This is a genomic window from Bradyrhizobium sp. LLZ17 (assembly GCF_041200145.1).
Classification (GTDB): Bacteria; Pseudomonadota; Alphaproteobacteria; order Rhizobiales; family Xanthobacteraceae; genus Bradyrhizobium.
Genome location: NZ_CP165734.1, coordinates 7331413 through 7354657 on the forward strand (window position 1 = coordinate 7331413; position 23245 = coordinate 7354657).

The 23245-nt window shown below is 59.4% G+C and carries 20 protein-coding genes and 1 pseudogene; 14 read left to right on the forward strand and 7 right to left on the reverse strand.

Features of this window, described 5'->3' with window-relative positions:
- Nucleotides 1-467: 467 nt before the first annotated feature.
- Both AB8Z38_RS34880 and AB8Z38_RS34885 read right to left on the reverse strand, forming a co-directional pair.
- Nucleotides 468-779, reverse strand: a complete 312-nt coding sequence (locus AB8Z38_RS34880; RefSeq protein ID WP_369722066.1) for a hypothetical protein — start codon at nucleotides 777-779, stop codon at nucleotides 468-470.
- Nucleotides 780-1207: 428 nt separating this feature from the next.
- Nucleotides 1208-1411, reverse strand: coding sequence for a ribbon-helix-helix protein, CopG family (locus AB8Z38_RS34885; RefSeq protein WP_369722067.1), 204 nt, complete (start codon nucleotides 1409-1411; stop codon nucleotides 1208-1210).
- Nucleotides 1412-1659: 248 nt separating this feature from the next.
- On the opposite strand from AB8Z38_RS34885, the gene AB8Z38_RS34890 reads away from it, so the two are divergent.
- On the forward strand, nucleotides 1660-1836 hold the full coding sequence (locus tag AB8Z38_RS34890) for a hypothetical protein (RefSeq protein WP_369722068.1): 177 nt from the start codon (nucleotides 1660-1662) through the stop codon (nucleotides 1834-1836).
- A 361-nt stretch (nucleotides 1837-2197) separates the two neighbouring features.
- Here AB8Z38_RS34890 and AB8Z38_RS34895 read toward each other — a convergent pair whose 3' ends face one another.
- On the reverse strand, nucleotides 2198-2452 hold the full coding sequence (locus tag AB8Z38_RS34895; protein WP_369722069.1) for a hypothetical protein: 255 nt from the start codon (nucleotides 2450-2452) through the stop codon (nucleotides 2198-2200).
- A 285-nt stretch (nucleotides 2453-2737) separates the two neighbouring features.
- On the opposite strand from AB8Z38_RS34895, the gene AB8Z38_RS34900 reads away from it, so the two are divergent.
- From AB8Z38_RS34900 to AB8Z38_RS34920, 5 genes and pseudogenes are all read left to right on the forward strand, one after another.
- The gene (locus AB8Z38_RS34900) at nucleotides 2738-2971 is read left to right on the forward strand and encodes a hypothetical protein (RefSeq protein ID WP_369722070.1); all 234 of its coding nucleotides are present in this window, start codon (nucleotides 2738-2740) and stop codon (nucleotides 2969-2971) included.
- Nucleotides 2972-2973: 2 nt separating this feature from the next.
- The gene (locus AB8Z38_RS34905) at nucleotides 2974-3195 is read left to right on the forward strand and encodes a hypothetical protein (protein ID WP_369722071.1); all 222 of its coding nucleotides are present in this window, start codon (nucleotides 2974-2976) and stop codon (nucleotides 3193-3195) included.
- Between the two features lie 3923 nt (nucleotides 3196-7118).
- On the forward strand, nucleotides 7119-7463 hold the full coding sequence (locus AB8Z38_RS34910; RefSeq protein ID WP_369722072.1) for a transposase: 345 nt from the start codon (nucleotides 7119-7121) through the stop codon (nucleotides 7461-7463).
- A pseudogene (gene tnpB / locus AB8Z38_RS34915) lies at nucleotides 7460-7806 on the forward strand (IS66 family insertion sequence element accessory protein TnpB). Before AB8Z38_RS34910 ends, tnpB begins: the two are co-directional and overlap by 4 nt.
- Before the next feature lie 44 nt (nucleotides 7807-7850).
- Nucleotides 7851-9587, forward strand: coding sequence for an IS66 family transposase (locus AB8Z38_RS34920; protein ID WP_369722073.1), 1737 nt, complete (start codon nucleotides 7851-7853; stop codon nucleotides 9585-9587).
- Between the two features lie 200 nt (nucleotides 9588-9787).
- On the opposite strand, the gene AB8Z38_RS34925 is transcribed toward AB8Z38_RS34920, so the two are convergent.
- Entirely contained in the window at nucleotides 9788-10579 is a 792-nt protein-coding gene (locus AB8Z38_RS34925; protein WP_369722074.1) for a hypothetical protein, read from the reverse strand.
- 634 nt (nucleotides 10580-11213) lie between these two features.
- Here AB8Z38_RS34925 and AB8Z38_RS34930 point away from each other — a divergent pair.
- The 3 genes from AB8Z38_RS34930 to AB8Z38_RS34940 all read left to right on the forward strand — a co-directional run bounded on the left by AB8Z38_RS34930 (nucleotide 11214) and on the right by AB8Z38_RS34940 (nucleotide 13869).
- Nucleotides 11214-11423, forward strand: coding sequence for a hypothetical protein (locus AB8Z38_RS34930; RefSeq protein ID WP_369722075.1), 210 nt, complete (start codon nucleotides 11214-11216; stop codon nucleotides 11421-11423).
- Nucleotides 11424-12479: 1056 nt separating this feature from the next.
- A complete protein-coding gene (locus AB8Z38_RS34935; RefSeq protein WP_369722076.1) occupies nucleotides 12480-12785 on the forward strand; it encodes a hypothetical protein in 306 nt (101 codons plus the stop codon).
- A 685-nt stretch (nucleotides 12786-13470) separates the two neighbouring features.
- Nucleotides 13471-13869, forward strand: coding sequence for a nuclear transport factor 2 family protein (locus AB8Z38_RS34940; protein ID WP_369722077.1), 399 nt, complete (start codon nucleotides 13471-13473; stop codon nucleotides 13867-13869).
- Nucleotides 13870-14960: 1091 nt separating this feature from the next.
- Here the strand turns inward: AB8Z38_RS34940 and AB8Z38_RS34945 are convergent.
- Complete coding sequence (locus AB8Z38_RS34945) at nucleotides 14961-15155, reverse strand: hypothetical protein (protein ID WP_369722078.1); 195 nt, start codon at nucleotides 15153-15155, stop codon at nucleotides 14961-14963.
- Between the two features lie 30 nt (nucleotides 15156-15185).
- Between AB8Z38_RS34945 and AB8Z38_RS34950 the strand changes: the two genes are divergently transcribed.
- Entirely contained in the window at nucleotides 15186-15644 is a 459-nt protein-coding gene (locus AB8Z38_RS34950; protein WP_369722079.1) for a cupin domain-containing protein, read from the forward strand.
- 132 nt (nucleotides 15645-15776) lie between these two features.
- On the opposite strand, the gene AB8Z38_RS34955 is transcribed toward AB8Z38_RS34950, so the two are convergent.
- Both AB8Z38_RS34955 and AB8Z38_RS34960 read right to left on the reverse strand, forming a co-directional pair.
- Nucleotides 15777-16649: a Crp/Fnr family transcriptional regulator gene (locus AB8Z38_RS34955; RefSeq protein WP_369722080.1), complete on the reverse strand. Its 873-nt coding sequence runs from the start codon at nucleotides 16647-16649 to the stop codon at nucleotides 15777-15779.
- A gap of 606 nt (nucleotides 16650-17255) precedes the next feature.
- The gene (locus tag AB8Z38_RS34960; RefSeq protein ID WP_369722081.1) at nucleotides 17256-17591 is read right to left on the reverse strand and encodes a nuclear transport factor 2 family protein; all 336 of its coding nucleotides are present in this window, start codon (nucleotides 17589-17591) and stop codon (nucleotides 17256-17258) included.
- A gap of 162 nt (nucleotides 17592-17753) precedes the next feature.
- On the opposite strand from AB8Z38_RS34960, the gene AB8Z38_RS34965 reads away from it, so the two are divergent.
- From AB8Z38_RS34965 to AB8Z38_RS34980, 4 genes are all read left to right on the forward strand, one after another.
- A complete protein-coding gene (locus AB8Z38_RS34965) occupies nucleotides 17754-18050 on the forward strand; it encodes a response regulator (protein ID WP_369722082.1) in 297 nt (98 codons plus the stop codon).
- Between the two features lie 59 nt (nucleotides 18051-18109).
- Nucleotides 18110-21130, forward strand: coding sequence for a LuxR C-terminal-related transcriptional regulator (locus tag AB8Z38_RS34970; protein ID WP_369722084.1), 3021 nt, complete (start codon nucleotides 18110-18112; stop codon nucleotides 21128-21130).
- Complete coding sequence (locus tag AB8Z38_RS34975; protein WP_369722085.1) at nucleotides 21127-21495, forward strand: hypothetical protein; 369 nt, start codon at nucleotides 21127-21129, stop codon at nucleotides 21493-21495. Before AB8Z38_RS34970 ends, AB8Z38_RS34975 begins: the two co-directional genes overlap by 4 nt.
- A 581-nt stretch (nucleotides 21496-22076) precedes the next feature.
- Nucleotides 22077-23162 carry an IS110 family transposase gene (locus tag AB8Z38_RS34980; protein WP_369726680.1) on the forward strand — a complete coding sequence of 362 codons (1086 nt, stop codon included), beginning with the start codon at nucleotides 22077-22079 and terminating at the stop codon, nucleotides 23160-23162.
- Nucleotides 23163-23245: the final 83 nt, after the last annotated feature.

Genomic DNA, 23245 nt, shown 5'->3' on the forward strand with positions numbered 1-23245 from the left:
AGCGGCATGACCTAGCAGGCGCCCTGGGATGGGCAACATGTTTGCAACGGGACGAAGCTGAGGCCGACAACTTCTGCTTGTTAGCGGATCCCGATTTAACCGCCAGAGAAAAGCCGACCCGCCCGTCGCGAGCGGCTCCATATCCATGCGTATGGCACCCGCTAAGTCTACAGCGCAAGCTCTACGACAATCGCGATTGGTGTCGGGCGGGTTACTTGTGGAGGCGGTCGGCGGCGACGAGGAGGAAGCTGCCTCCCGCGGGAGCCTGCGATCATCGGCCAATAAGGTAATTCGTTGAACGCCAATTTTGTTGGTAGCGTGATTGGCGCGATGACCTCAGCTCCGGGCTGAGGAACGGAGCTGAGGCCGTACGCTTTTACCGAAAGGTGTCCGAGTGTGCGACTCGAACGTAAATAGCTTAGTTCGGATTTCCTAATTCATCGTTACTACCGCTCTAACCCGCTGCTTCACGATCGGCTACGATGGCAGAATTGCCGGGTGGCTTTGTCGGCGGTGATCTCCTGATCGCAGACCCGCTTGCAGACTTTGTCGAGGTGCCGGATACGAAACTCGGGGTGACGTTGCTCGAACTTCATCAATCCGCTGGCCTCGCTCTCGGATGCAGTCCCGAGGCACTGCTCGCCGAACTGTCCCGTTTGCTGCGGTCCCTTGGCGCACTCCTGAAAGAACAGCTCCACGAAGTCGCAATCCTGCGAATTCCATGTTGCAGCCTGTGCATGCCCGACCGCCAGTAATACCCACGCGAGCGTGAAACGCATTCCGACTCCTCCTTCACGAGTTGGATGCGAAAGCCACCAGCCTTTGTTCGGAACTTGCGGCTACAGCCTTTCCGTGATCTTGATCCGTTCCCTTATGTTGTCGTCTCGCCTAAGCAAGCTTGCGAGGGCTTGGTTTTAGCTTCGGCGCCATCTTCCTCGACGCTCCTGGAACGCGTTCACGATCATTTCCTTCAGATCCCGCCAATCTTTAGCCAGATCACATAAACGATTACGAACGCGGGAAGAGCAACGGAAAACCAAATCACGTTGTCCGCACCGCGGTCGGATGCAAACTCGCGGTTCGCATCCGTCTCTCTGCCATGAGGCACAATCGAGAAGGCCCGACTTGGACGGATGCGTTTGGAGGCCCCCCCTGAGAAGCTGCTTGACGGCAGCTTCTTGCTCGCTCGTCACGGGACGGATGGCTGTCACCGTTGATCCTCTATCCAAGCCTGCAGCCCGCTTTCAATTAATCGGCGAACGGCGTCGGACCTGCTGATCTTCTGATTTTCGGCCAATGCCTCGATTGCCGTGATGAGGTTTTTGGGTAACCGTGCACTTACCAGCGGATCCTTGCCCGTCGCCGGACGACCGCGCCTCTTGCTTGGGTGCACCTTAATTGGCTTATTCATTAAGACGTACCGAAAATGCAAGCGGAGTCGAAGTGGTACCTTCCGCCGCGGCTCTAACCCACAATTGGGAGTGATCCATGATGCAGGCTATCCAAACACTTACTGAAGGTCATCAATTTTCGAAGTGGGCAAGCGGCGGCGACTGCCCGCGTGGCTCAGCAGAGCAGTTATTGCTCATAACAATGTTTGCTGGGAACTAATCGCACGATTAGGGTCGCCCTCCCTTTGTGATGAGTTTGGGGGTTCTAATGTCTGCTTTCCAAGCCAAGCTGGAACGTTTTGAAAGCCTCGCAATCGAATGCGAGTTGATCGCCGATCGATCGGGCGGAAGTGAGCGCGAGCTATACCAGAAGCTGGCCAAGCGCTACCGCGATTTGGCGCTAGACATGCGGACGTTAATCGCAACATTTGATGTCGCCGCGTAGGCTCGTTTGCAAAAGGGCATCGGCCAAGCGCCGCTCGCCTTTGACGGCTGCTTCCAACGTTCTTGAAGTTTTCAGATGATGCCGAGCAGCGCGTTTCGCTGCCTCGTTCGCACGTGTAGAACGGCAACTTTTTCTAAACGCATCCGAGATATTTTCTTTCGGTATGGATCACGAGGACACGGGCGAATGGTTTTTGCCGACGCTCAGGCGGAGCTACGCCCTCCTGCCGGCATCAATGGTGCGCGGCAATCACACCCCTGAGGCTTCCCGCTTGCTAACCACCCCGCGTACCGAGCGCCCGGGTAGGGTTTCGTGAGAAGCCGCGGCAGCCGGCGCTGCCCCCGTCTAAACAGCGCGCGCACTAAAAACAGCATGATTGCCTGTAGGGCAGCCGATGGCGAATGACCGAACAATAACGCGGCCCTGGTCGCTGGGCGAAGAGGCGAAATTGTTTGCGCTTCTTCGGGAAGGCGCCACAGCCGAGGAGGCTGGCGAACGACTGGGCCGCACGCGGCAAGCGATCTATGGCCGTTTGCAGCGCTTCCACAAGCAGCACGGGCGAGTGAGCAAAAAAGCCGGGATATTCACGCAATGGCCCAGTGATATAGCTCGGCATGGGGCAGAGCCTATCCGAAGTCGCGGGACACCTCCTTTGAAGTCGAACCGTTGAGGCGGCACTCAGACGGAATTACTGTCAGCCGGGCGTAACTGATCCTAAATATTGAGGTGCGACGCTAGCGCCACGAAATTGGCGCTTCTACGAAAATGGGTGGGCCGAGCGACGCGATACCCCCGAGGAAATCGAAGCCAAGCCGGCTTTGCGGCGGTTTGCCTCGCTCGCTAACACGCCAGCATCACGCCCGACAATTTACTTTGAGCCCCTTGCCGAATTGAGAACCCCATGTCGAAGGCAATGGAATTGATCGTCGCGGGCTACGTCAAGGTGCAGGCCCGTCAGGCTCTAACGGACTTGTTGGCGCATCGCCGCGCCATGCTTGCTCAGCTGCAAACTGTATCAGGCATCAACCCGGAAAACGCGATCAGAGCGATCCAGGATGAACTGGCGGTGATCGAAGCCGGCCTCGAAGAACTTAAACCTCCGCCCGGTTCGCTGCCTGAGAACGAGTGGAGCTAGCGATGCGCGTTAACAAGATCAATTGGGACAAAGTCGGCCGTGTAACCGAGCCCGGACGATACAGGTGCTTTTTCGGATATCTGACCGTCACTTCAGATGACATTGAGGTGTGGACGCGCTACCCAGGCGCGACATTCACCTTAGTCGCGCGGCCGACGAGTGAGCAATCGGCGGGTGACGATTACCGTCTAGGCGCGTTCGATATCGGCGATCCTCAACAGTAGGACGGACCACCTTGCCTGCGGGACGGCGTCGACCGAGCGTTCTCTACGACTGGGTCGTGATCGGCGCGTTCCCGTGGCTCGTGAACGGAATCCGTGACGGTCAAGAACCATCGTGAGCTGTGACTGCGCCAGTCTCTTATCCAAACCGCTTTACCACTTCGGCGACCAGCAAATCCCGTTCCTGCAAATAAGCCTTGGGTCTCGATCAGGGTATCCAGAACGGAAAACGCGATTGCGAGATCGCGCTCTTCTCGCTTGAGCTGAGCGATCATCTCCTCTTGCTTGGCGATATGTTGCTCGCCTTCGCGGACGCGGCGTTCGGCTATGATCAAGCGTTTGCGCAGGCGCGGAATTGGCCGCCTCTGGCTCGGGTCCGGCTCAAAACGAGCAAGACGCCGGGCTGCGCACCAAACCTCGACAGGGTCGTCCGCGACCGCGGCGGAGCCCAGCTGTAGAGCCTCTTCGGCGCTATTGCAGTCGATCTCTTGCGCGTTCAGCGTCCTACGCCGCGGGTCAAGTGCTCAAGTTGGGCAATTGAAAGACCGCTTCACAAAGCACGTCCCTGCGAAGAGCAATCCATCCGCCGCGACGCGACCCGCGCCAAGCCGCTAGGCGACGATCTGGAGGGGCTCGCTGGGACGTCGCTGGACAACGGCGCCGAACTTGACCCGCCGGCATGCTGCCGCCGCTTGTTCCAGACTTAACTCGCCGCAGCGACATCAAGCTTAACCCGCGTCTTCGGTTGCATCGGGCCTGAGGAGCGCTACCCTATCCGCACCGGACATTTCCCCCGTCCGGGAGCACCCCAGGCGAAGCTGTCGCGCCATCATATTCGGCGCGGCGGCTTCGTTGTCCGGCAACTGTGTGAGCTTCATTTGTCGAATAAGCGCGACGATGGCCGGTTCGACCTCGTTGAGATGCGACGACAGATCACGAGCTTGCGCTCGCAACACTCGGACAATCTTCTCGTCACATCGCGATTGAACCGCTTCCTCGTGAAGATTGCGTCGTTGTCAGAGCCACAGGATGCGGCCCACGCTCGACGTCTTCAGTCTGAATTCGTTCGGACGCTGCGAACTGTTGATCAAATCGTCTCACGAGGCCGATCCGCGAAGTGGGCAAGTATAGTTTAGGCGGCGGCCCAAGTAACACTAACGCACGGACGTTCTTGCCCGGATCGGGTTCACCGCCGATGCTGAATGCAGTCGCGAAGTCGTCCTCGTTTCGCGTATCGACGCCTTCGCGGCGAGGGGTCGCCGTCCCCTGGGTCGGCGGCCCCGCCATGTGATGCTACTAGCCTCGGAGGCCGAAAGTGGCTGTTGAATGGACGGGTGCTGAGCGGCGACGGGCCAGACGCAAGACGGTCGACCAAATGGTTATGATCTCGCTGCCCAGGCGGTGCGACAGTGACGCCTTGCGCAATGCGAAACCTTTCAGTTCTTGGCGCGGGCATACTACTACAAGTTACTCCGATCACACTGACCGACTTCGACCTATCGTTCGACGATTTTAGAACGAGCTTCGCCTGCCGCCTCGTATGGCATCGCGATGCTTTCGCCGGGGTGGAGTTTGTCCAATAGCGGGCCACGACCCGGGCACGGCGCCGCACGCCCCAAAAAGCTGGACCTCCTCCACAACGGAAGGGATGGCCTGAGCGCATCATTTGCAGTGCCTTCAAATATGTGAGGGCGCTACGCGGAAGGTTTCCCGGGCTCTGGTTGTGGACATGCGTCGTGACCTAACCCGGCTCGCGCTCGGGAACGCTTGCTTGCTCGATGAACCCGAGTGCCGCTTCAAGGTCGCATTGGGAGAATTTGAAGGATCGGCCGGAAGAGCTGAGCGGGATCCCCTCCGCCTCGCAAGTACTGCCGTCGATTCAAATCGCTACCCTTCCACGCCTCGTGGCGCGACCGCCAGACGCTTCACTCTGATGCTCCACGCTCCGTTTACGAACCACCGGAAAAGGGCGCGAGAGAACGCTTATGATCAGCCCGTGCATTTTCCCAACTGCGTTATTGCGCGGCTGATTGTTGCTTTTGTTGGTGCTTAACGTCCGTGCCTGACGTGTATGCGACCAAGGCGAGATTGTAGGCCTGCCAAAGCGTGTGCCGGTCGATATCCGGAAAACACTTCAATACGAGCGATTCAACGTTATCGGCTTGATACGCCTCCAAGCATTGAAGAATAACGCAGCTGACGTCTGCGATGCTGTGATGTTGCATTTCCATTCCTCCCCCTTGTGGGCATCAGTTCGTTCCGCGGCCCAGCCCCAATCCTGAATGCTGGGGCCATCTGGACACTGCTTGGCGGTCGGGATCACCGCGCATCTTGAGCCTCGGATAATCCAGCAATCAGGTCCGTTCGCTTTTGGACACTGGCGGCCTGTTCCGTGGCGCCCGCCCAAATGCCTCCATAGCGAACGCGAGCCCGCTTTTCGGTTGCCGTTCTGGTCTCCTCTCGTCTGCAAATCGAGGCTGAGAACAGACCGCTTCCGGGTGCGGCGATACAAGCGTGTGAGAATTGGACGTTAACGGATTTCCCCTGCTCGCCGCAGAGAATCCCTGTTCGCTAGCGAAAATTCCCTGCTCCGAGTTCGACGCCAGCGCGCCGCAATGCTTGGATTTGTTGGGTTTCTCAAGTATTTCGGCCAATTCTCTTCATCGACGGTTCCCCTGGGAATGTGGCGTTTTCCCTGTCACGCCGTTTCTGATCGCAAACCTCAAAGGCCCGCTAGACCGCGAGGCTTATGCTTTGAACCTCATCGCTTCCCAGACCGACAACTAGAATGGTGTCCCGAGGACCGCCTTAGAATGAGGGTGCCAAATGGTCCCATCGTTTCATAATGCCGATAGACCCACCCACCGGCGCGTGATGGCAGTTGGCTTGGCGTTTTGCCTGGCGTTCGTCGCGATCAGCTTTTGGCTGCGACCGCAGCCGGCTGAGGATCGAGTGCTGGTGAAGGCGGACCGCCTGGTGCGCACCGCGGGCGAACCGACCAAGGCGAGATAGTTTCGCCCAGGGGTCGGGCCGGCTATCTAATTCTCGCGGCCCGACGCGCTTTTGTCCGGTGATCGCGCGCGCCGGGCCTGACCATTCCCCGCTTCCCCCGTGAGGTTTGGCTGAACCAAGCATAAACCGATTCTCCGAACGCTCATATTCGGCTGTGCGATGGCCAGAAGCCAAGCGAGATCCACCCGCGATGCTTACGATGCAGGGGCGGCTCGGCATATAACCCCCGCCGAAACAATCTGCCGAGCCTGGCCGGTCTCTCTGGTCCACTCCTGACGGGGATCACGACCGGCCCAAAGTCTCAGAGCTTGATCTCGCCGCGGCTCGACAAATGGAGCGGCAAGTATCCCCACCTCACTGGCTGGGTCGAGGAGAACATCGCGGAGATGCTGACCTAGTTCTTCCGCCTGCCGCTGGCGCACAAGAAGCCCATGGCCAACGTGCTGAGCGGCTCAAGTCGAGCTAGAACTTGGGAATGCGCCTCAACTTTGCCCGGTTCGCCAAGGTGGGAGACTCTTGGCTCCCCGAAAAATCGGGCGTGCAGGTTTTGACTCGCGCCAAAAGCGATCTCGAGGACCAGCCGGGGTCTCGTTATCGGCCGGGTCCCGGTGCGAAACCAAACGGATCCTCGACGAAGCCAAAAACCTGCAGCGCCAGTCAGCCGAACGAAAGCCCCTTTCCCGTAAGTCTCCAGGATCTCTTCGGTGGGGTGTCCAACCGTGACGCTGGATTGATGCTTGACAGATGGCGGCGATGGCTACCCCTGACATAGATCTTGGCGCCACCGCCTTCATCGACGTCGTGGTTCGCGATTTCAAGGGTACGCCCCGCGATGAAGGCCGCCTTGTTCTGAGACGCGGATTGAGCACTCATAAGCACGTGTTTAAGAGCGAGCTTAAGAGCGGTTGCGGTTGATGGGTCAGATTTCGGTGCTTACGAGGCCGGAACGCCGGCGGCGTTGGAGCGAGGATGAACGGTGTCGGATCGTTGCGGAGGCCTTTGCGCCGGGATCGTGTGTGGCGCAGGTTGCGCGGGCTCACGATATTTCGACGGGTCTGATTTATACCTGGCGGCGTCGGCTTCGGCAGCACCTTGCTGACCAGGGCTTTGTGGAAGCGGCGATTGAGGCGGAGCCGATCAAGGAAGCGGCACCGTCCGGTGAAGTGATCGTGGTGGAATTGACGGGGAGCGGACGGATCAGGATTTGCGGGTCGGCGCCGCCCTTGCTGGTGTCGGCGGTGTTGAAGGCGCTGCGATGATTCCGATCCCCTCTGGCGTGCGGGTGTGGCTGGCGACGGGCCATACCGATATGCGGCGCGGCTTTCCGAGCCTGGCTTTGCAGGTGCAGGAGGTCTTGAAGCATGACCCACTGGGGGGCATTTGTTTTGCTTCAGGGGGCGCCGTTCAGATCTGATAAAAATCATCTGGCACGATTCTCAGGGAGCGTGCCTGTTTACAAAAAGACTCGAAAGAGGAAGATTCATCTGGCCTTCGGCTGCCGGTGAAGCCGTGACGATCTCTCCGGCGCAGCTTTCTTACCTGCTATCCGGGATCGACTGGCGGAATCCTCAAGAAACTTTGCGTCCAACGCGAGTTGGATAGCATTCTGCGATTGAACCTACCGGAAAATCTGATTCACTCGCTTCATGAGTTTGAAGCCGGATGATCTTCCTTCGGATCTTGCCAGCGCCCAGGCGGCGCTGTTGATCGAACGTGAGGCGTTGCGGGCTGAACGCAGATCGCGGCTGAGGGTCGAGATCGAACGCGATGCGGCCGCGGCGAAGGTCACCCGGGTACAGGCCGAAGCCATCAATTGGCAAGCCGAAGCGGCCAACGCGCGGGCGGAGCTGTCGGACAATGCGGCGCTGATCGCGCATCTCGAGCTGCGGATCGAGAAGCTCAAGCGCGAACTGTACGGGCAGCGCTCCGAGCGTACGGCGCGGCTGATCGAGCAGTTGGAATTGGAACTCGAAGAACTCGCCACCACGGCGAGCGAGGATGAGCTTGCAGCTCAGGCCGCGGCGGCGAAGACCCAGAGCGTGCGCGCCTTCACGCGCAAGCGGCCGGTACGCAAGCCCTGGCCGGACGACATCGAACACGAGCGCATCGTTATCGAGGCTCCGACGAGCTGCGCCTGCTGCGGCGGATCGCGGCTGGCGAAGATCGGCGAGGATGTGACCAAGACGCTGGAGGAGATCCCGCGTCGCTTCAAGGTCATCGAGACGGTGCGCGAAAAGTTCACCTGCCGCGATTGTGAGAAGATCAGCCAGCCGCCGGCGCCGTTCCATGCCACGCCGCGCGGCTTCATCGGCCCACAATTGCTGGCGACGATCCTGTTCGACAAGTTCGGCATGCATATCCCGCTCAACCGCCAGAGCACGCGCTTTAAGGCCGAGGGGATCGACCTGCCGTTGTCGACGCTGGCCGACCAGGTCGGCCACGGGACCTTCGCCGTCATGCCGCTCTTCCACCTGATCGAGCGTCATGTGCTCGCGGCCGAGCGCCTTCATGGCGACGACACCACCATCCGCATCCTGGCGAAGGGCAAGTGCAAGACCGGTCGGATTTGGACATATGTGCGGGATGACCGGCCCTTCGCCGGGCCTGCGCCACCGGCGGCGGTCTATTACGCCTCGAGCGACCGTCGAGGCGAGCATCCCCAGAAGCATCTGGCCGCCTTCGCCGGTATCCTGCAAGCCGATTGCTACAACGGCTTCGAGCCGCTGTTCGATCCGCAGAAGAAGGTGCTGCCGATTACGCCGGCGTTTTGCTTCGCCCATGCGCGGCGGGGCTTCTTCGAGCTGGCTGACATCGAGAAAAATGCCCGGAAAGGTAAGAAGGGTAAACCGGTCTCTCCGATCGCGCTGGAGGCGGTCAGACGCCTCGATGCGTTGTTCGAGATCGAGCGCGCCATCAACGGCTGCGGCGCCGACGAGCGGCGCGCCATGCGCCAGGAAAAGAGCAAGCCGCTTCTCGAGGACATGCACGCCTGGTTGCTGCGTGAGCGAGAAACCCTCTCACGCTCCTCCGAGGTCCTGAAGGCTATGAATTACATGCTCAGGCGCTGGGACGACTTCGCCCGCTTCCTCGACGATGGCAGGATCTGCTTGACCAACAATTGTGCTGAGCGCGCATTGAGAGGCATCGCCTTGGGACGGCGAAACTGGACCTTCGCCGGCAGCCTGCGCGGCGCCGCCCGTGCCGCCATCATGCTGACGATGATCACCACCTGTCGCCTCAACGACGTCGATCCCAAGGCCTGGCTCGCCGATATCGTCGCCCGGATCGCCGATCTTCCCGCATCGCGTCTGCACGAACTGCTGCCGTGGGAATGGAAGCTCCTGCGCCAAGGCGACCCGCCCGCCGATCAGCAGGCCGCCTGATCTTCAGGCAATGCCATCATAGAGCTCGTCGTGCCCGCGCGCATGCGTCAATCACGCGGCCTTCATCGTATGCGTACTTTCAAGGAGCGTGGGGTCTTGCTGGACGCGCGCCGCTGCCACGGAAATGATAGCCGGCCTTCACACGCCTTGATTTGCTTGGCGATGGAGGCGAGCCGGCCGGGACGTCGGCCAGCTAAGGCTCAATTCGGTCCAAGCACAGCGTCAGCCTGCCGACTGTCCTTGCTGACGATGATGATCGTGCCGTTTCTGATTGCAAACCTCGCGCCGATCAGTTTCCGCACCTTCTCCGTGACCGGAGACGGAAATGGAATCGTCGGCCCCGTGATGGGATCGCCGACCTTGATGGACTCAGTTGCGGAGCCTGCGATTGGGGCAGGCTTGATATAGTCCCGGATCAACTGAATCTCTTCGCGCGATAGGTTGAGCGAAGCCCGGTCAGGACGAGTTTCCGCCGGCGGCTTCGGTATTTCACTGCTTGGCTTATCACGTGCCTCGTTGGCGCTCGCGATCTGATCAAGTCTGGCTACGCGTAGCTTAAGCGCAATGATATCGCGTTGCAGGATTGCGATGTCCGCTTTGAGCGACTTGACCTGCATGAAGACTATGGTCGCAGAAACGCAGATGACGATGACGACAACGCTCAGCAATGCGAGCAACCATCGCTCGATATTTGCGATCGGCCTTGCGGTCAGCTCGGGAAGTTGTTCGCGCTGGAGGTGCCCACGCCAGATGCGGCGTGCTCGTTGCATCCACATCGCAATTGCGGTTACCCCGGAATCGAAGGTCGCGGACGACAGGGCAGGGGCCTCTTGGGGCGGATGAATTATGGGCGCACTGTCACTTCGATCGGAGAATGGCTGCGTCTCTCGGTCTTCGGCGACGTGATCGTCCGCCGGTGGATGAGCGACGGCGGGCGGAAGAGTGCGGGACAGATCATCCTCCACGTGGTGATTGAGCCGGCCGGTATCCATTCTCGATGGAGCCATCTGTCAACTTCAGCAGTTGTGCCGTCGGGGCATCAAAGAGGGCACCAGACGATCGTTTTGCAAGCTGTGCGTTTGCGGGCGGGCGCCGCGCGGACCTGTAAAACCCTCCCCCAGCATGGATGTGGACGTAAAGCGTGCCCGATAAGCGAGCCCCATGTCAATTGAGGACAAGGGCAGCAGCATTGGATCGGGTTGTCGGGCCAACCGAGATGTCGGCAAACCTGCTGGCAATGCCGGGAGTCTTCCCGGACTATCCGGCTCTGGTGGTCCGCACACCGACGAGTTGACCGCGATGCGTTGCGTCACCACTACCGAGCACGGGCGGCTCGCCTGTCACCAACATCCGCAACGCGCCATCGCCGCACTGGCGCGGCCGGCTGAAGCCTGAGAACCGCTGTCTCGTGCAGTTTAAGGTTTCGCTGAACCGACTGCCTAGCGCGCGCAATTGGCGATGATCCAAGCTTGCATCAGCTCGTTCCAAATCCGGAACGCAGGGAGGAAAAGTCGCGGGGCGTTGCAGATTTACAACCTGCACAGCCATTTGAGATACTAAGCTCGTCCATTGAGACGACAAAATATATTTCATTCTTAGGTTCAATATGATCAGCGGGGGCGGAAAATGTTTGACGTCTATCGCAATGACAAGCGCGACTTGCTTGTTCTAGGTACAGACTCTGCCGTACCCGTGCTTTACTCGGCGCATAAGTGGCGCAAGAGCAGGAAACGAGTTCTCAAGGTCAGCGACGAAATCAAGTCAGCCGTTCAGGCACAAGGCTATTATGTTCGCAGCTTGCGCGCCACCAAGGGGCGGATGATCGAGGTCGAGTAGGTCGCGAGGCTGGTGTTCTCCATGTGCAACCTCAACAGCATCACCACCAGGCATGCCGCCAATCAAGGACGCCTGCATCCATACATCGCGCTGCTTCTCGTCAGTGGTCAGGATAAGTGTTTGGGATAGCCTGCATCATCGAACACTCCCCCGCCGTTGACCGATGATCCCGAGCGTCAGCCTCACGCCTAGCTGACCGGGCTCTCGCCGGCGAACGCGGTGATCCACCGCCAGCTACACCGCGCCACAGGACACGATCGTGTTTACGAAAGCACGGGAAAAGTGTGCGGAGAATGCACGCTTACGACGCTTACGGATTTTCCCTGCTCGCGGCAGATCAGATTCCCTGTTCGCCAGCGGAAAATTCCCTGTTCCGATTTGGACGAAACGCGGCACTAACGCTTGGATTCCTTAGGATTCTCAGGTGCTTATGCGTATTCTCTTGTGTGGACGGTCCCTGGCGATGGGGCGTTTTCCTGCAAATTTCCCTGTTCGCAGGGAAAATGATAGTCGGGCCCTATTGGGGCCTTGGGATGTGCGCTGGTTAGGTTTCCGATGGACTCGGGTTACAGGGAAGGGTTGACCAGCTGCGGGTCAGTTCGCTCCAAGCACGGCATCAGCCTGACGACTGTCTTTTTTGATGATGATGATGATCGCGCCGTCTCTGATCGCAAACCTCGCGCCGACCAATTTGGACATCTTTTCCGTAAGAGCAGACGGGAAGGGGACAGTGGGCCCGGTGACAGGATCACCGATGCTGATGGCTCGCTTGCGACGCCGTGGCCCAGAGCCTGACGAGGGTTTCGCCCGCCCTCCAGGCTATCATCGCCGCCAAATGCCATGAGCCATTTCGACGTTCAGCTCACCCTTGCCGCTGCCCGGCTCCGTTTAATATGCTTGGGCATCAGCGCGGACTAGCGTCAGACGCGCCCACGCGTCAACGTCAGTTCTGCTGACCTCCTTTTTCAGGCCGCCGAATAGATTCCACTAGCTTTTCTTTTGCCGAGACTCCAAACTTCAGGAATTAGACTGCTGGATTTATTGGGGAACATTGCGATGGCAAAACCCGCCGTTTCCCGTGATGCGCTTCGTGGATTGTTTGCTTTTTATGCAGCGAAGTCACATCACGACCACAAGCACGATGGCGAACATCGTTTGTTGAACCTGTTTGGATCGGCTGAAGACATTCCTGATCGATTGCTGGAGCAATGGTCGGGAGGGGCTGAACTGCTCAACCCGGAACCAGTCGGTCACGTAATGGAGCCGCACACCCGTCAAGTCGCGAATGGCAGCGCACGTTATGATCATGCCAGCGACTTTCTCCACGCGCTCTTAAGAGACCTCGGTCAAAAACTGCAGTGACGAATTCCGGCACTCAGATCGCGCTCACCAATGCCAAGCTCGACTTACCACCCCCTCCATGAGAGGCTGCTAACGGAAAGCCGCGAAAGCCTTCGGCTAACCTTTTCAGAGGTCGAATCGATACTGGGAAAGCCTCTGCCGATGTCGGCTTACAGATTCACTGGCTGGTGGAGCACACTAAAGGGGGCAGGTCCACAAGCGAAAGCCTGGTTGTCCGCGGGCTTTCGTGTCCGCGTATCAATGAAGCATCGCGTCGTCGAATTCTATCGTTGTAACCTGGAATACCAATGATTGTTAAGGAGCACCTCGGCCTCACTCCACTGGCTGGTTTGTGGCTTCGTACATTCGAATTGAAAATAGCTCGATCGAAATGGCTCCAGAGTAGAGTTCGGCGGCGTTCTCAAACTGGTAGCCAGGCAATTCATTTCGGCGCGTCCGCTTACGAGGTCGGGCTCGCGTAAACCGAGCTGCTCTGCGGATGCGGCGGAGCACGACTTGCGGTGTGCCGAACACTGGAGATGACTTTCAGCTCCTAGCCTTCATCACCATCTCCCGATTTCGACGGAAGCTACGGCGGATCTCTGCAAATGGGAATCCGAGAATGCTCGCGCTCGCGCGTTGACAGGTTCGCATATCAGTTGTGAAATGACGGCGGTTTCACCCAAAATGCGTTAGGAGGGTGCAGATGAGCGAACATGAGAACCGACAGTTTGTTGAGCAGGCTTACGCCAACTTCAAAGCCGGTGAGATCCCGACGCTGTTGCAATCTATGTCAGAGGACGTCACGTGGCAGTTGCCAGAGGTTGAGAACGTGCCTTTTGCCGGCAAGCGACAGGGGCGCGGTGCGGTCGGCGAGTTCTTTTCGACCCTCGCCACGGTACAGGATCCGCGTTCATTCGAGCCAAGTGAATTCATCGCCCAGGGCGAAAAGGTCGTCGTGCTCGGTCATTACGTCTGGCAGGTCAAAGCCAATGGGCGCACCTACGAGAGCGACTTCGCGCACGTCCTCACCATCCGCGCCGGTCAGATCGTAGCCTTCCACGAGTACACGGATTCAGCTGCGGCCGCCAAAGCGTTTTGTTAGGGTTGAGCACCAAGTTAAGGCGACTCCACCTGGCGGGCAACAGCAGCAGGGGGCTCAATCATGTGGTGCCTCCGAGTGCAGCGGATCGCCGGTATCGTTGTCGAGAACGAGGAACTTCGTGGCAGCAGCGCGCGCTACTATGGGATTGCTCGTCCACGTTGGATCCCCTCAGAACGCATCGAGAATCGCCGTCCCGCGGTGTTTATGACGCACAGCGGCGGCTCGGCACAAGGCCCCGCCGTGACATGTGCCGAGCTTACCCGGTCTCGCTGCTCAAAATACTGACCGGACAAACGCCATCATGAAGGCAGAAGGTGCTGTTCGATATTGTTAGGCTGCAACATACGCAAAATTTTAGATGGGCGCAGGCGCCATGCATCGACGGCCCATGAGGATTGAGATCGGCTCTTCATGATCCCGCTTTTGCTGAATTGTCTGACAGTCTTTTTCATCATTGCAGGTTTGGTGCTGCTTTGGATCAACCTGCGAGCATCGCGACGAAAAAGAATTAACCTCACCCCGCAAGAGCATCGTGAGCAGACCAAGCCTGACCAGTTCCAGAACTAACCCGCAGCGGGGACATCAATCTTAATTTGAGCGTTTGATTGCAGCGGCGCATTGGAGCGTTAGTCTTGCGCATCGGGCATTGCCCGTCCGGCCCCTGCCCAGGCGAAGCCCTCGCGCAACATGCTCGGCGCATCGGCTTCGTTTGTTGGCCACGTGCGAGTGTCATTTTGAAGAGGCCGTCGAAACCGAAACTCTCGATCTCACCGAAATGCGCCGGCAGATCACGTGCGATCCCGGCACTCGGAAAGTCGACGGATCACACATTTGTTGAACAGGCTGCTGATCGAGATTGCACATCGCAGTGAACCGGAGAGCGCAGCTCAGGTGCAGCACTGCGCTAACCGCTCGCCAGAACGATGGCGGATATTGGATATGGAGGAACGCGTCACGAAGAACCTCCGTAGGCCGTTCGGTAAGGCCAACAAGGAGATCAAATCAGGCCGTCGAGAGCTCCCGCCGTTCTCACGTCGGCTGTTGGCGGTAGACGGGATGCGGCATAGCACTCAGTTCTGACCCGTTGCGGACTAGCCGGTAAGTTGGTTACGGGTGCGAAACGGCACGAGAATATGCCTTAGGGGTAATCCGCATTCTCCGTCGGCGACGGCAGCTTGCGGCAAAGTGGTGTCTTCAAAGTCGTATGAAACATTGATTGTGTGAGTGCCGGGAAAGCCCGGCAATTGCTCGCGCCCGGCTGTTTCTCGATCGGTCCGTTCAGCCATTGAGGCACCCATTCAGCTTGGAGGAGACCCATGCAGCTTGCGCTGATTGAAGCCGCCCATTGCGACGTGGACCTCAGGCCATCCCCGATCGACCCATCCTGGATCATTGAAGGCAACCCGGAAGCGCGCTCGCACGTGTTGTCGACCAGCACATGTGGCACTGCCAAGACCCTGATCTGGTCCTGCACTGAAGGCAAGTTCAATTGGTACTACGATGTCGATGAAACCATCATGATCATCGAGGGATCCATTGTGCTTGAGAGCGAAGGCATGCCGCCAAGACGCTTTGGAGTTGGTGACGTGATTTCTTTTCGTCGCCGTGCCCATGCCAAATGGCATGTCGAAGGGTATGTGAAGAAAGTCGCCTTCCTTCGCCTAAACAATCCGCTCCCCCTGGCCTTCGCCATCCGCGTCGTCAACAAGCTCCGGTCCTCGATCGCGCGGTATGCGCCAATGATGGCCACTGCTTGCGTCATACTTGCGCAGTAAAGTCGCACTTGCGCCTGTGGGTCATCGAGCCCGTGGGGCGGTCCAGCAATATGTCTGCCGCCAAGAGTAGCCCGGGTCACGAACTCAGGGCAGATCGACGCGAATGACCGAAGGCCGTCATTGCAAGGGTTTCTATTTTCCCGCCCGTGACACGGCTCCGTCTTCACCGCCCGCTCCGGCGGCGGCCACGATGGCGCTTTCCCGGAGCGGCGCATGGGTAGGCTGCGGCTCCGATAATTCCTGGCAGTACATCCGATCGAGCTTGCGCTGCATGAGCGCATAACAATCGCATGCGATCCTCTCGAGCCGCGCTCGATCGATCTCTACAAATCCGCGCCGGTCGGACGGTACGGCTCCGGTCTCCCGTAGCTTGCTCATCGTCAGAGTCACTGTCGTCCGCCGCACCCCAAGGAGTTGCGCAAGCGCCTCCTGCGTTACCGGAAGAAGGTCATTGGGAACGCGGTCGTGAAGCTGCAGGAGCCACCGCGCCATGCGGCCATCCACCCGGTGCAGCGCGTTGCAAGCGGCTACATGCTGGAGCTGCAATAACACCGCGCGGGCGTGGAGCTGCACGACATTCCTGATGGCTGCGCTCTGCGCGTAGGCATCCCGAAGTTTGGCGGCGGAAATCATTGATGCTGTGCCGCCGATGCGAGCAATCGCGGTCACGGATGAAAGGGAGGGGCCCAGCACGGAGAAAGACGCCAAAGCGCCTTCCCGTCCCATCAAGGTGGTCGCGACCGTTTGCCCGTCCGGCATATCGAGCATGAAGGCGATTGCGCCGCTATGGGGAAAATAAACTGGGTCCATCTCATCGCCCGACCGCACCAGGACGGCGTCGGGTTCAAACGAGACCTTCTGGAAGTAGGGCGTGAGCAAGCCGAGATCCGCCGGCGGCAGCGCTGCCAGTAGCCGATTCCCGATGCCAGTGCGGTGGACGGTCACGATGTTTTCTTGTGAAAGTGCACCCAATGAATGGCGGTATCCATTTAATTCATTTACCATGATTATCCAAAATACGAGTTGCCGAACGGCAACTTATCCAACCAGAGCGGCCAATCGAGATCAAGTATGGACATTTGCGGAGACATTGCCGGCGTCTCGGCGTGCAGACAGGATTAGTCATACCTTTGCCGCTCGGAGAGTGGGGCCTACTTGATCGACCGGTGGCGATTGCAGCGGCGCGGGAGTCCGCCCTTTGGCTGTGTCCGTTTGAAGCTCGCGATCAGAAATGGGTGCTCGAACTTCACCATTTCAGGTCGCGATCGGGTCATCATCATGATCGTCCTCGCCCGTATTCAGCGCTCGAGCGAAAGCGGCTCCACTGCAAACCGAAGCCGGAAACTCCGTCTCGGAGTCTTGCGGGTCCGGATTAATAGTTATCGACCTAATCAATCGGAAGAGCATGATCTCATCGACGGCAAACACAACTCACCAGAAATGTCTCTTCCTGGCCTATCGCTTCAGCTTGCGTGCTACAGCGACATGTCCGGAGTGGGAGTAGACCGGCAGTCGTCCAGCTACGGGCGAACCGACCCGATTGACCCGTTGCGGATGTTGGCACCTTTGGTCGAACACGTGTCCCACTGCGGCTTGGATCACGCCGCGGGCCTAGCGTGAGGGATTGCAATTTAGCTCCTTGATCCTGCCGGCGCCGTCAAACGCAAAAAGCGCACTCATGACACCAAGATTGGTGATGTAGGAGATAATGGTCCCGTCGTTGTGCGAGGGATTGAGATCGTCCAAATTGCCTGCCGGATGGTTTCGGAGGCGATCGGTCCAATAGGCACGAAGTGCCTTGCGGCTGGTAATGGTTTTGACGCCGCTAGCGCTGCAGCCGCAGTGAACCACGGCATCTTCGGCATACATTTCCAAGATCGCCTCGATATTGCCGGCGCGGTAGGCATCGAGCCAGTCAATCGCAATTGCCATCGGGTCAAATGACATGTTTTCTCACCAAAATGCCCTAAAAGCTCGCGGTTCCAATGTCGGTTTTGCCCCGCCAAGCCCCTTTCTTCATTCGATTAATTGTATTTTAATACCTCGGCCGGCCTCGGCCATATGCCAAAGTACATAGATGGCCGGGCCGAGGCAGAGTCCATGCTAGACGTGTCTGCGAAGCAGGGCACCTTCAAGCGCGACCGGCTTGTGATCGTAGATCAACAACCCATCGTTCTGCAGGGCCTGAAATCGATACTCGGAGCACAGCAGGACTTTGACCTTGTCGCATCATGCAGCGATAGGACAAGCTGCCTCGAAGCCATTCGGAATTTGACACCCGACGTCGCGCTTATTGCCGACACCCTGCCAGATCTGACCGCAGCCGAGATCCTGGCGATTGCGAAAGCTGAGAATCTTCCCACGCGCCTCGTGTTCTTTACCGAGTCCGATCCAACCACGATCTAACCCGAGCGATTACTGCTGGCACCTGCAGCGCGATTTCGAAGCACGCCTCCGCCGAGACCATGCTGCGATTGCTGCGGCTGTTGACGAAGCACAGTGTGCCGCCGACGCATGTCGATCTCTCGCCGGCAGGCACGGAAGCTGACGGCATCGGGAAAACTGAAAACAGCCTGGAGCTATTGACGCACCGGGAACGTGAAATCGTGCGACTGGTGTCAGAGGGAATGTCGAACAAGGAGATCGCGCGCCGGCTAAACGTTTCACCAGGGACAGTCAAAGTACACCTGTCGAATATATTTCATAAGCTCGAGATCACCAACAGGACGGTGCTCGCGACCCTCGCGCTGTTAAAACATTCCTCGGGCTTCGGCACGCTCGCGCTGGCGTTTCTGGCGATCACCATTGCGGACGAACTCAAGGCATCGGAAGCGAACAACATGCTTCCGCATGACGACAGCATCGGCCCCGCGGGAGAGCACGCCGGTTATGAGCCCTGGAAAAGAGCCATTCTCCGGCACCTCGTCGCCTGGGAATTGGGCGAGATGCTCCCGCTCAGCCAGAGAGATTCTTTGGCCAAGCTGGGCCAAGCCGCGAAAATTGCGGCGGCAATGGAAGCCCTGCACGTGGCTGAGGACTCCGCAGGATCGAAGCCGTGGAAAAACAACGGTCCTGTCGGATCGAACACGCCCGATCTTGCTGCGCCTCCACACCGGCGAACCAGCGACACACAGACCGGAGGTGACCTGACCGCGGAACATCAATTCCCCCGGCTTACCTCCAATCCGATGCCGATTCAGGGAGGGTATGGCGACTTCGCCATTCTCGCCGGCGCGTTGATCTACGCACTGCACGACCCCCATCTCGCGGCGCAGGCGCATGAGCTGGATCAAGCTTCGATCGACACTGTCGTGGCCGTCGCCGGAGAGAATGCGGCCACAAAACTGGCCGCGATCACTCATGCCGACATCGAGCATGTCGACAACTCGGCCGCGGGCGTCCCTTCGCACGAGTCCCGCCTCTCTTCAGCGCACGTGACCTCTGGAGAAGACGCTCGGAGCCTGGTGAGTCATGGCGCCGAGGGTGACACACTCAGAAAACCCGTTGCCTTGCTTGACGCCGGTCACGATGCCGGTGTTGCCGGATACGACCGCGATCAACTGATGGGCGGCGGCAACGTTGATGGGAACATTGTTCATCGCTCTCCGGCCGATTCGAATCGTACATATTCCCACTCCGATTTCGCATCTGGGTCGAGCAGGATCAATCTTGCGGCTTTCGGAGCGCTTGCGTGGCTGCATATGACAGCGGCAAGCAAGTCCATACCGCCACATACCCTTGCCTGGATCTACGACGCGGCAAGCAATGAAACGGTCGTCTATGTGAATCCGACCGGTCGTGTCCTTGATATCGGGGATCGCGGCGTGCTGGAAATCCATCTGCAGGGGATTGTATCGGTGGCGGAATCGGATTCCGTCGGCCAGCGAGAAGGCACAGCCGTCGCAATCACCCTTGAGAAGCTCGAAGAAGCGCTGACATCGGCGAGCGCCATCGATGACACCGTTCTGAGCAAGGACAAGGTCCACGCCGGCATTGAGGCGAGCGAGAGCACGCCCGGAACGGCCGGCGTTTGGGCCATTCCGGCCGACGACGGCTTGAGGTTCCAGTTCGGGCAGTCCCGGACCGGCTCGGGCGGGACGGCAAGCTTCCGAGCCTCTACTGGCGATTCGGCGGATGCGTCGGATGAGAGCGATGGTGCGTCCGGCGAATTGGTTCGCGTATCATCGACCGACCCGGCTCAGAGCGCGACAGCTGCGGCCGTTGGAAATCTCACATCCAACAGTGAGCCGACCAAAACGGGCACGAGCGTTTCGTCGACTGGGCCGAACGAGATCGTCCAACCGAGCGTCGTAACGGCGGACAGCGCCGACCGCGGTAACTCGCAGCATGCTTCGGAGGCAGGGTCTGCAAAGGCTGCTGCCACGGAATCGACTGAGGCTGACTCCACGCCGGGCAACGGCGCCGAGCATCACGCTCAGGCCTTGGACGCTCCGCAAGGGTCAGCGGACAAGGCGAAATCAAGCGGAGTCGAACACGGCAACTCGCAGCACTCTGCAAACGCGCCGGCCGCAGCCGAGAACGTCGGATCGAGCATCGCAGCGGTCGATAGTGAGGACCATGGTAACTCCCAACACGCTTCGGAGCCAGGATCTGCAAAGGCTGCCGCTACGGAATCGACGGAAGCTGACTCCACGCCGGGCAACGGCGCCGAGCATCACACTCAGGCCTTGGACGCTCCGCAAGGGTCAGCGGACAAGGCGAAATCAAGCGGAGTCGAACACGGCAACTCGCAGCACTCTGCAAACGCGCCGGCCGCAGCCGAGAACGTCGGATCGAGCATCGCAGCGGTCGATAGTGAGGACCATGGTAACTCCCAACACGCTTGGGAGACAGGGTCTGCAAAGGCTGCCGCTGCGGATTCGATTGAAGCTGACTCCAAGCCGGGCAATGGCGCCGAGCATCACGCTTCGGCTTCGGACGCTCCGCAAGGATCAGCGGACAAGGCAGAACCGGGCGAAGTCGAACACGGCAACTCGGAGCACTCAAAGTCTGCAAACGCGCCGGACGCAGCGGAGAACGCCGGATCGAGCGTCGCAGCGGCCGACAGTGCGGACCATGGTAACTCCCAACACGCTTCGGAGCCAGGGTCTGCAAAGGCTGCCGCTGCGGAATCGATTGAAGCTGACTCCAAGCCGGGCAACGGCGTCGGCAATGGCGCCGAGCATCACGCTTCGGCCTTGGACGCTCCGCAAGGGTCAGCGGACAAGGCAGAAGCGGGCGAAGTCGAACACGGCAACTCGCAGCACTTTGCAAACGCGCCGGACGCAGCGGAGAACGCCGGATCGAGCGTCGCAGCGGCCGACTGTGCGGACCATGGTAACTCCCAACACGCTTCGGGTCAGGGTCTGCAAAGGCTGCTGCCACGGAATCGACTGAAGCTGACTCCAAGCCGGACAACGGCGTCGGCAATGGGGCGGAGCATCACGCTCAGGCTTCGGACGTTGCGGGGGCGTCAGCGGCAGTGAAGACGGCAGAACCAGGCGCCGTAGAGCACGGCGATTCGGGGCACTCCTCGCAGCCGGATGCGCAATCTGCTGCAATCGCATCTGAAGACGTGCAGCCGGCCAAAGCCGCGTCCCGGACAGGCAGCGCCGATCAAGAACCGGTGTTCCGGTTCGATAGCGAGGCAGCTCCTTCCACTCTCGTTGCGGTGGCCGAGCTTAAGGATCTTAGTGATCTGTTCGATCCCCACATTCCGCCCGGTCAGAAAGAGGACCTCGAGGCGATAGTCAAAATGGTCCCTAATGCACCGGACGAACACGCGGCCAACCACGGCAATAATGGTCCGTATCACAGCATTGTATCTGCGCCTCATGACTTGCTGATTTGAAGCCTTGCATCGTCATTGACTGAAAATGGTCAGGAGCGTGACAGCGAAGGCCCAATGTTGGGCGGGCTGCGGCCCGCGTACATAGGCCATCGGAACCCTACGCGTCCGCAGCATCGTGAGTTCCGCTTCTCGCCCGCAACGGACGACTATTCAATTCCGTGCCGCGTCAGTCTGTATGAGAATGTCAGCGTGTTTTCCTGATCATTTGAATGGAAGTGGCATGACGGAGAAGTCATCCTCTACAGTCAGTTCATATTCGGTTCACGAAGATCAATTGAAATGGTTCGACGCTCGCCGCGTAGCGGAGGAAGTGTGGGGTACTACACGACGATCCCACCAAAGCAGGCACAGTGGTTTTGCGTGTTTTCTGATTCCGCCCCTAGGACGGTGAAGCCACGCAAGCACGGGGATGGCATCCGCAAACCTCAAGGGAGATGCTATGGGACGGCCGCCGGCGGTGAGGATATGGCATTCGTCGGGGCTGATGTGAACCGATGGAGCACCCCATGCAGAAGTTGAACGATCTAAGCCGATCCCTCGCGCCCCTCAAACCGGACGGCACGCTGATCGCCGTGATCGAGATGAGCCTGTCGAGCTGGCTCGTTGCGGGGATTGTGCCTGGCCTCGAACGGCAACCGTCGAAGAAGCTTGAGGTCGACGAGAACGCCTTGCTGAAGCTGCTCAATCGCTGGCGAGAAGAGGCGCTGAAGGCGGGACACGGAATCGAACGCATCGCGGTCGCTTTCGAGGCCGGCCGTGACGGTTTCTGGCTGGCCCGATGGCTCAGGGCGCGCGACATCGAGGCGCATGTCATTCACGCGTCGAGCGTGGCGGTGTCGCGCGAGCATCGGCGCGCCAAGACCGATCGGCTCGACACCGAACTGCTCAAACGCAGCTTTCTCGGCTGGCTGCGCGGCGAGCGTGATCACTGCAAGATGGTCGCGATCCCGACAATCAAGGACGAGGATGCCAAGCGCCCCAACCGTGAGCGCGAGAGCCTCATCGGAGAACGAAGTCGGATTGTCAACCGAATGAAAGCAGCGTTGATCCGGCTCGGCATCCGCGGCTTCAATCCCAAGCTGAAGAAAGCCGCCGAACGGCTTGATGGCTTGCGCACCCCTGAAGGCGAGCCGATCCCGCCCAACACCCTGGCTGAGCTGCGTCGCGACATGGCGCGCCGGCGACTCGTCAGCGATCAGATAGGGCAGATCGAGGAGGCTCGCCTGGAGCGTCTCACGCAAGCGCCCAGTGTTGGACCACACGCAATGGTGCGGCTGTTGGCGCGGGTGATCGGGGTTGGTGTCGAGACCGCCGACATGCTGGTGCAGGAGGTACTGTCGCGAAGCATGCGCGACCGACGGGCGGTAGCGCGTTATTCCGGCCTCACCGGCTCGCCCGACGAGAGCGGCAGAAAACGACGGGAGAAAGGACTGGCCCGCTCCGGCAATGCTCGAGTGAGACGAGGCATGATCGAACTGGCGTGGCGATTTCTCAGGTTCCAGAAGGACAGCGTCTTGGCGCAGTGGTTTCGAAGCCGTACCGAGAACGCCCGCGGGGCGCGCAAGACCATGATCGTGGCCTTGGCGCGCAAGCTACTGATCGCCCTGTGGCGGCTGGTGCGGGAGGGCGTAGTGCCGGACGGCGTCGTTCTGCGGCCGGCCTCATGAACGGAGGTCACTGAAGGACGCCCAACGGTTTCGGCCTTGTCCGTCCGCTGGTGACGGTATCGCCGATGACGGTTCGAGGTGGC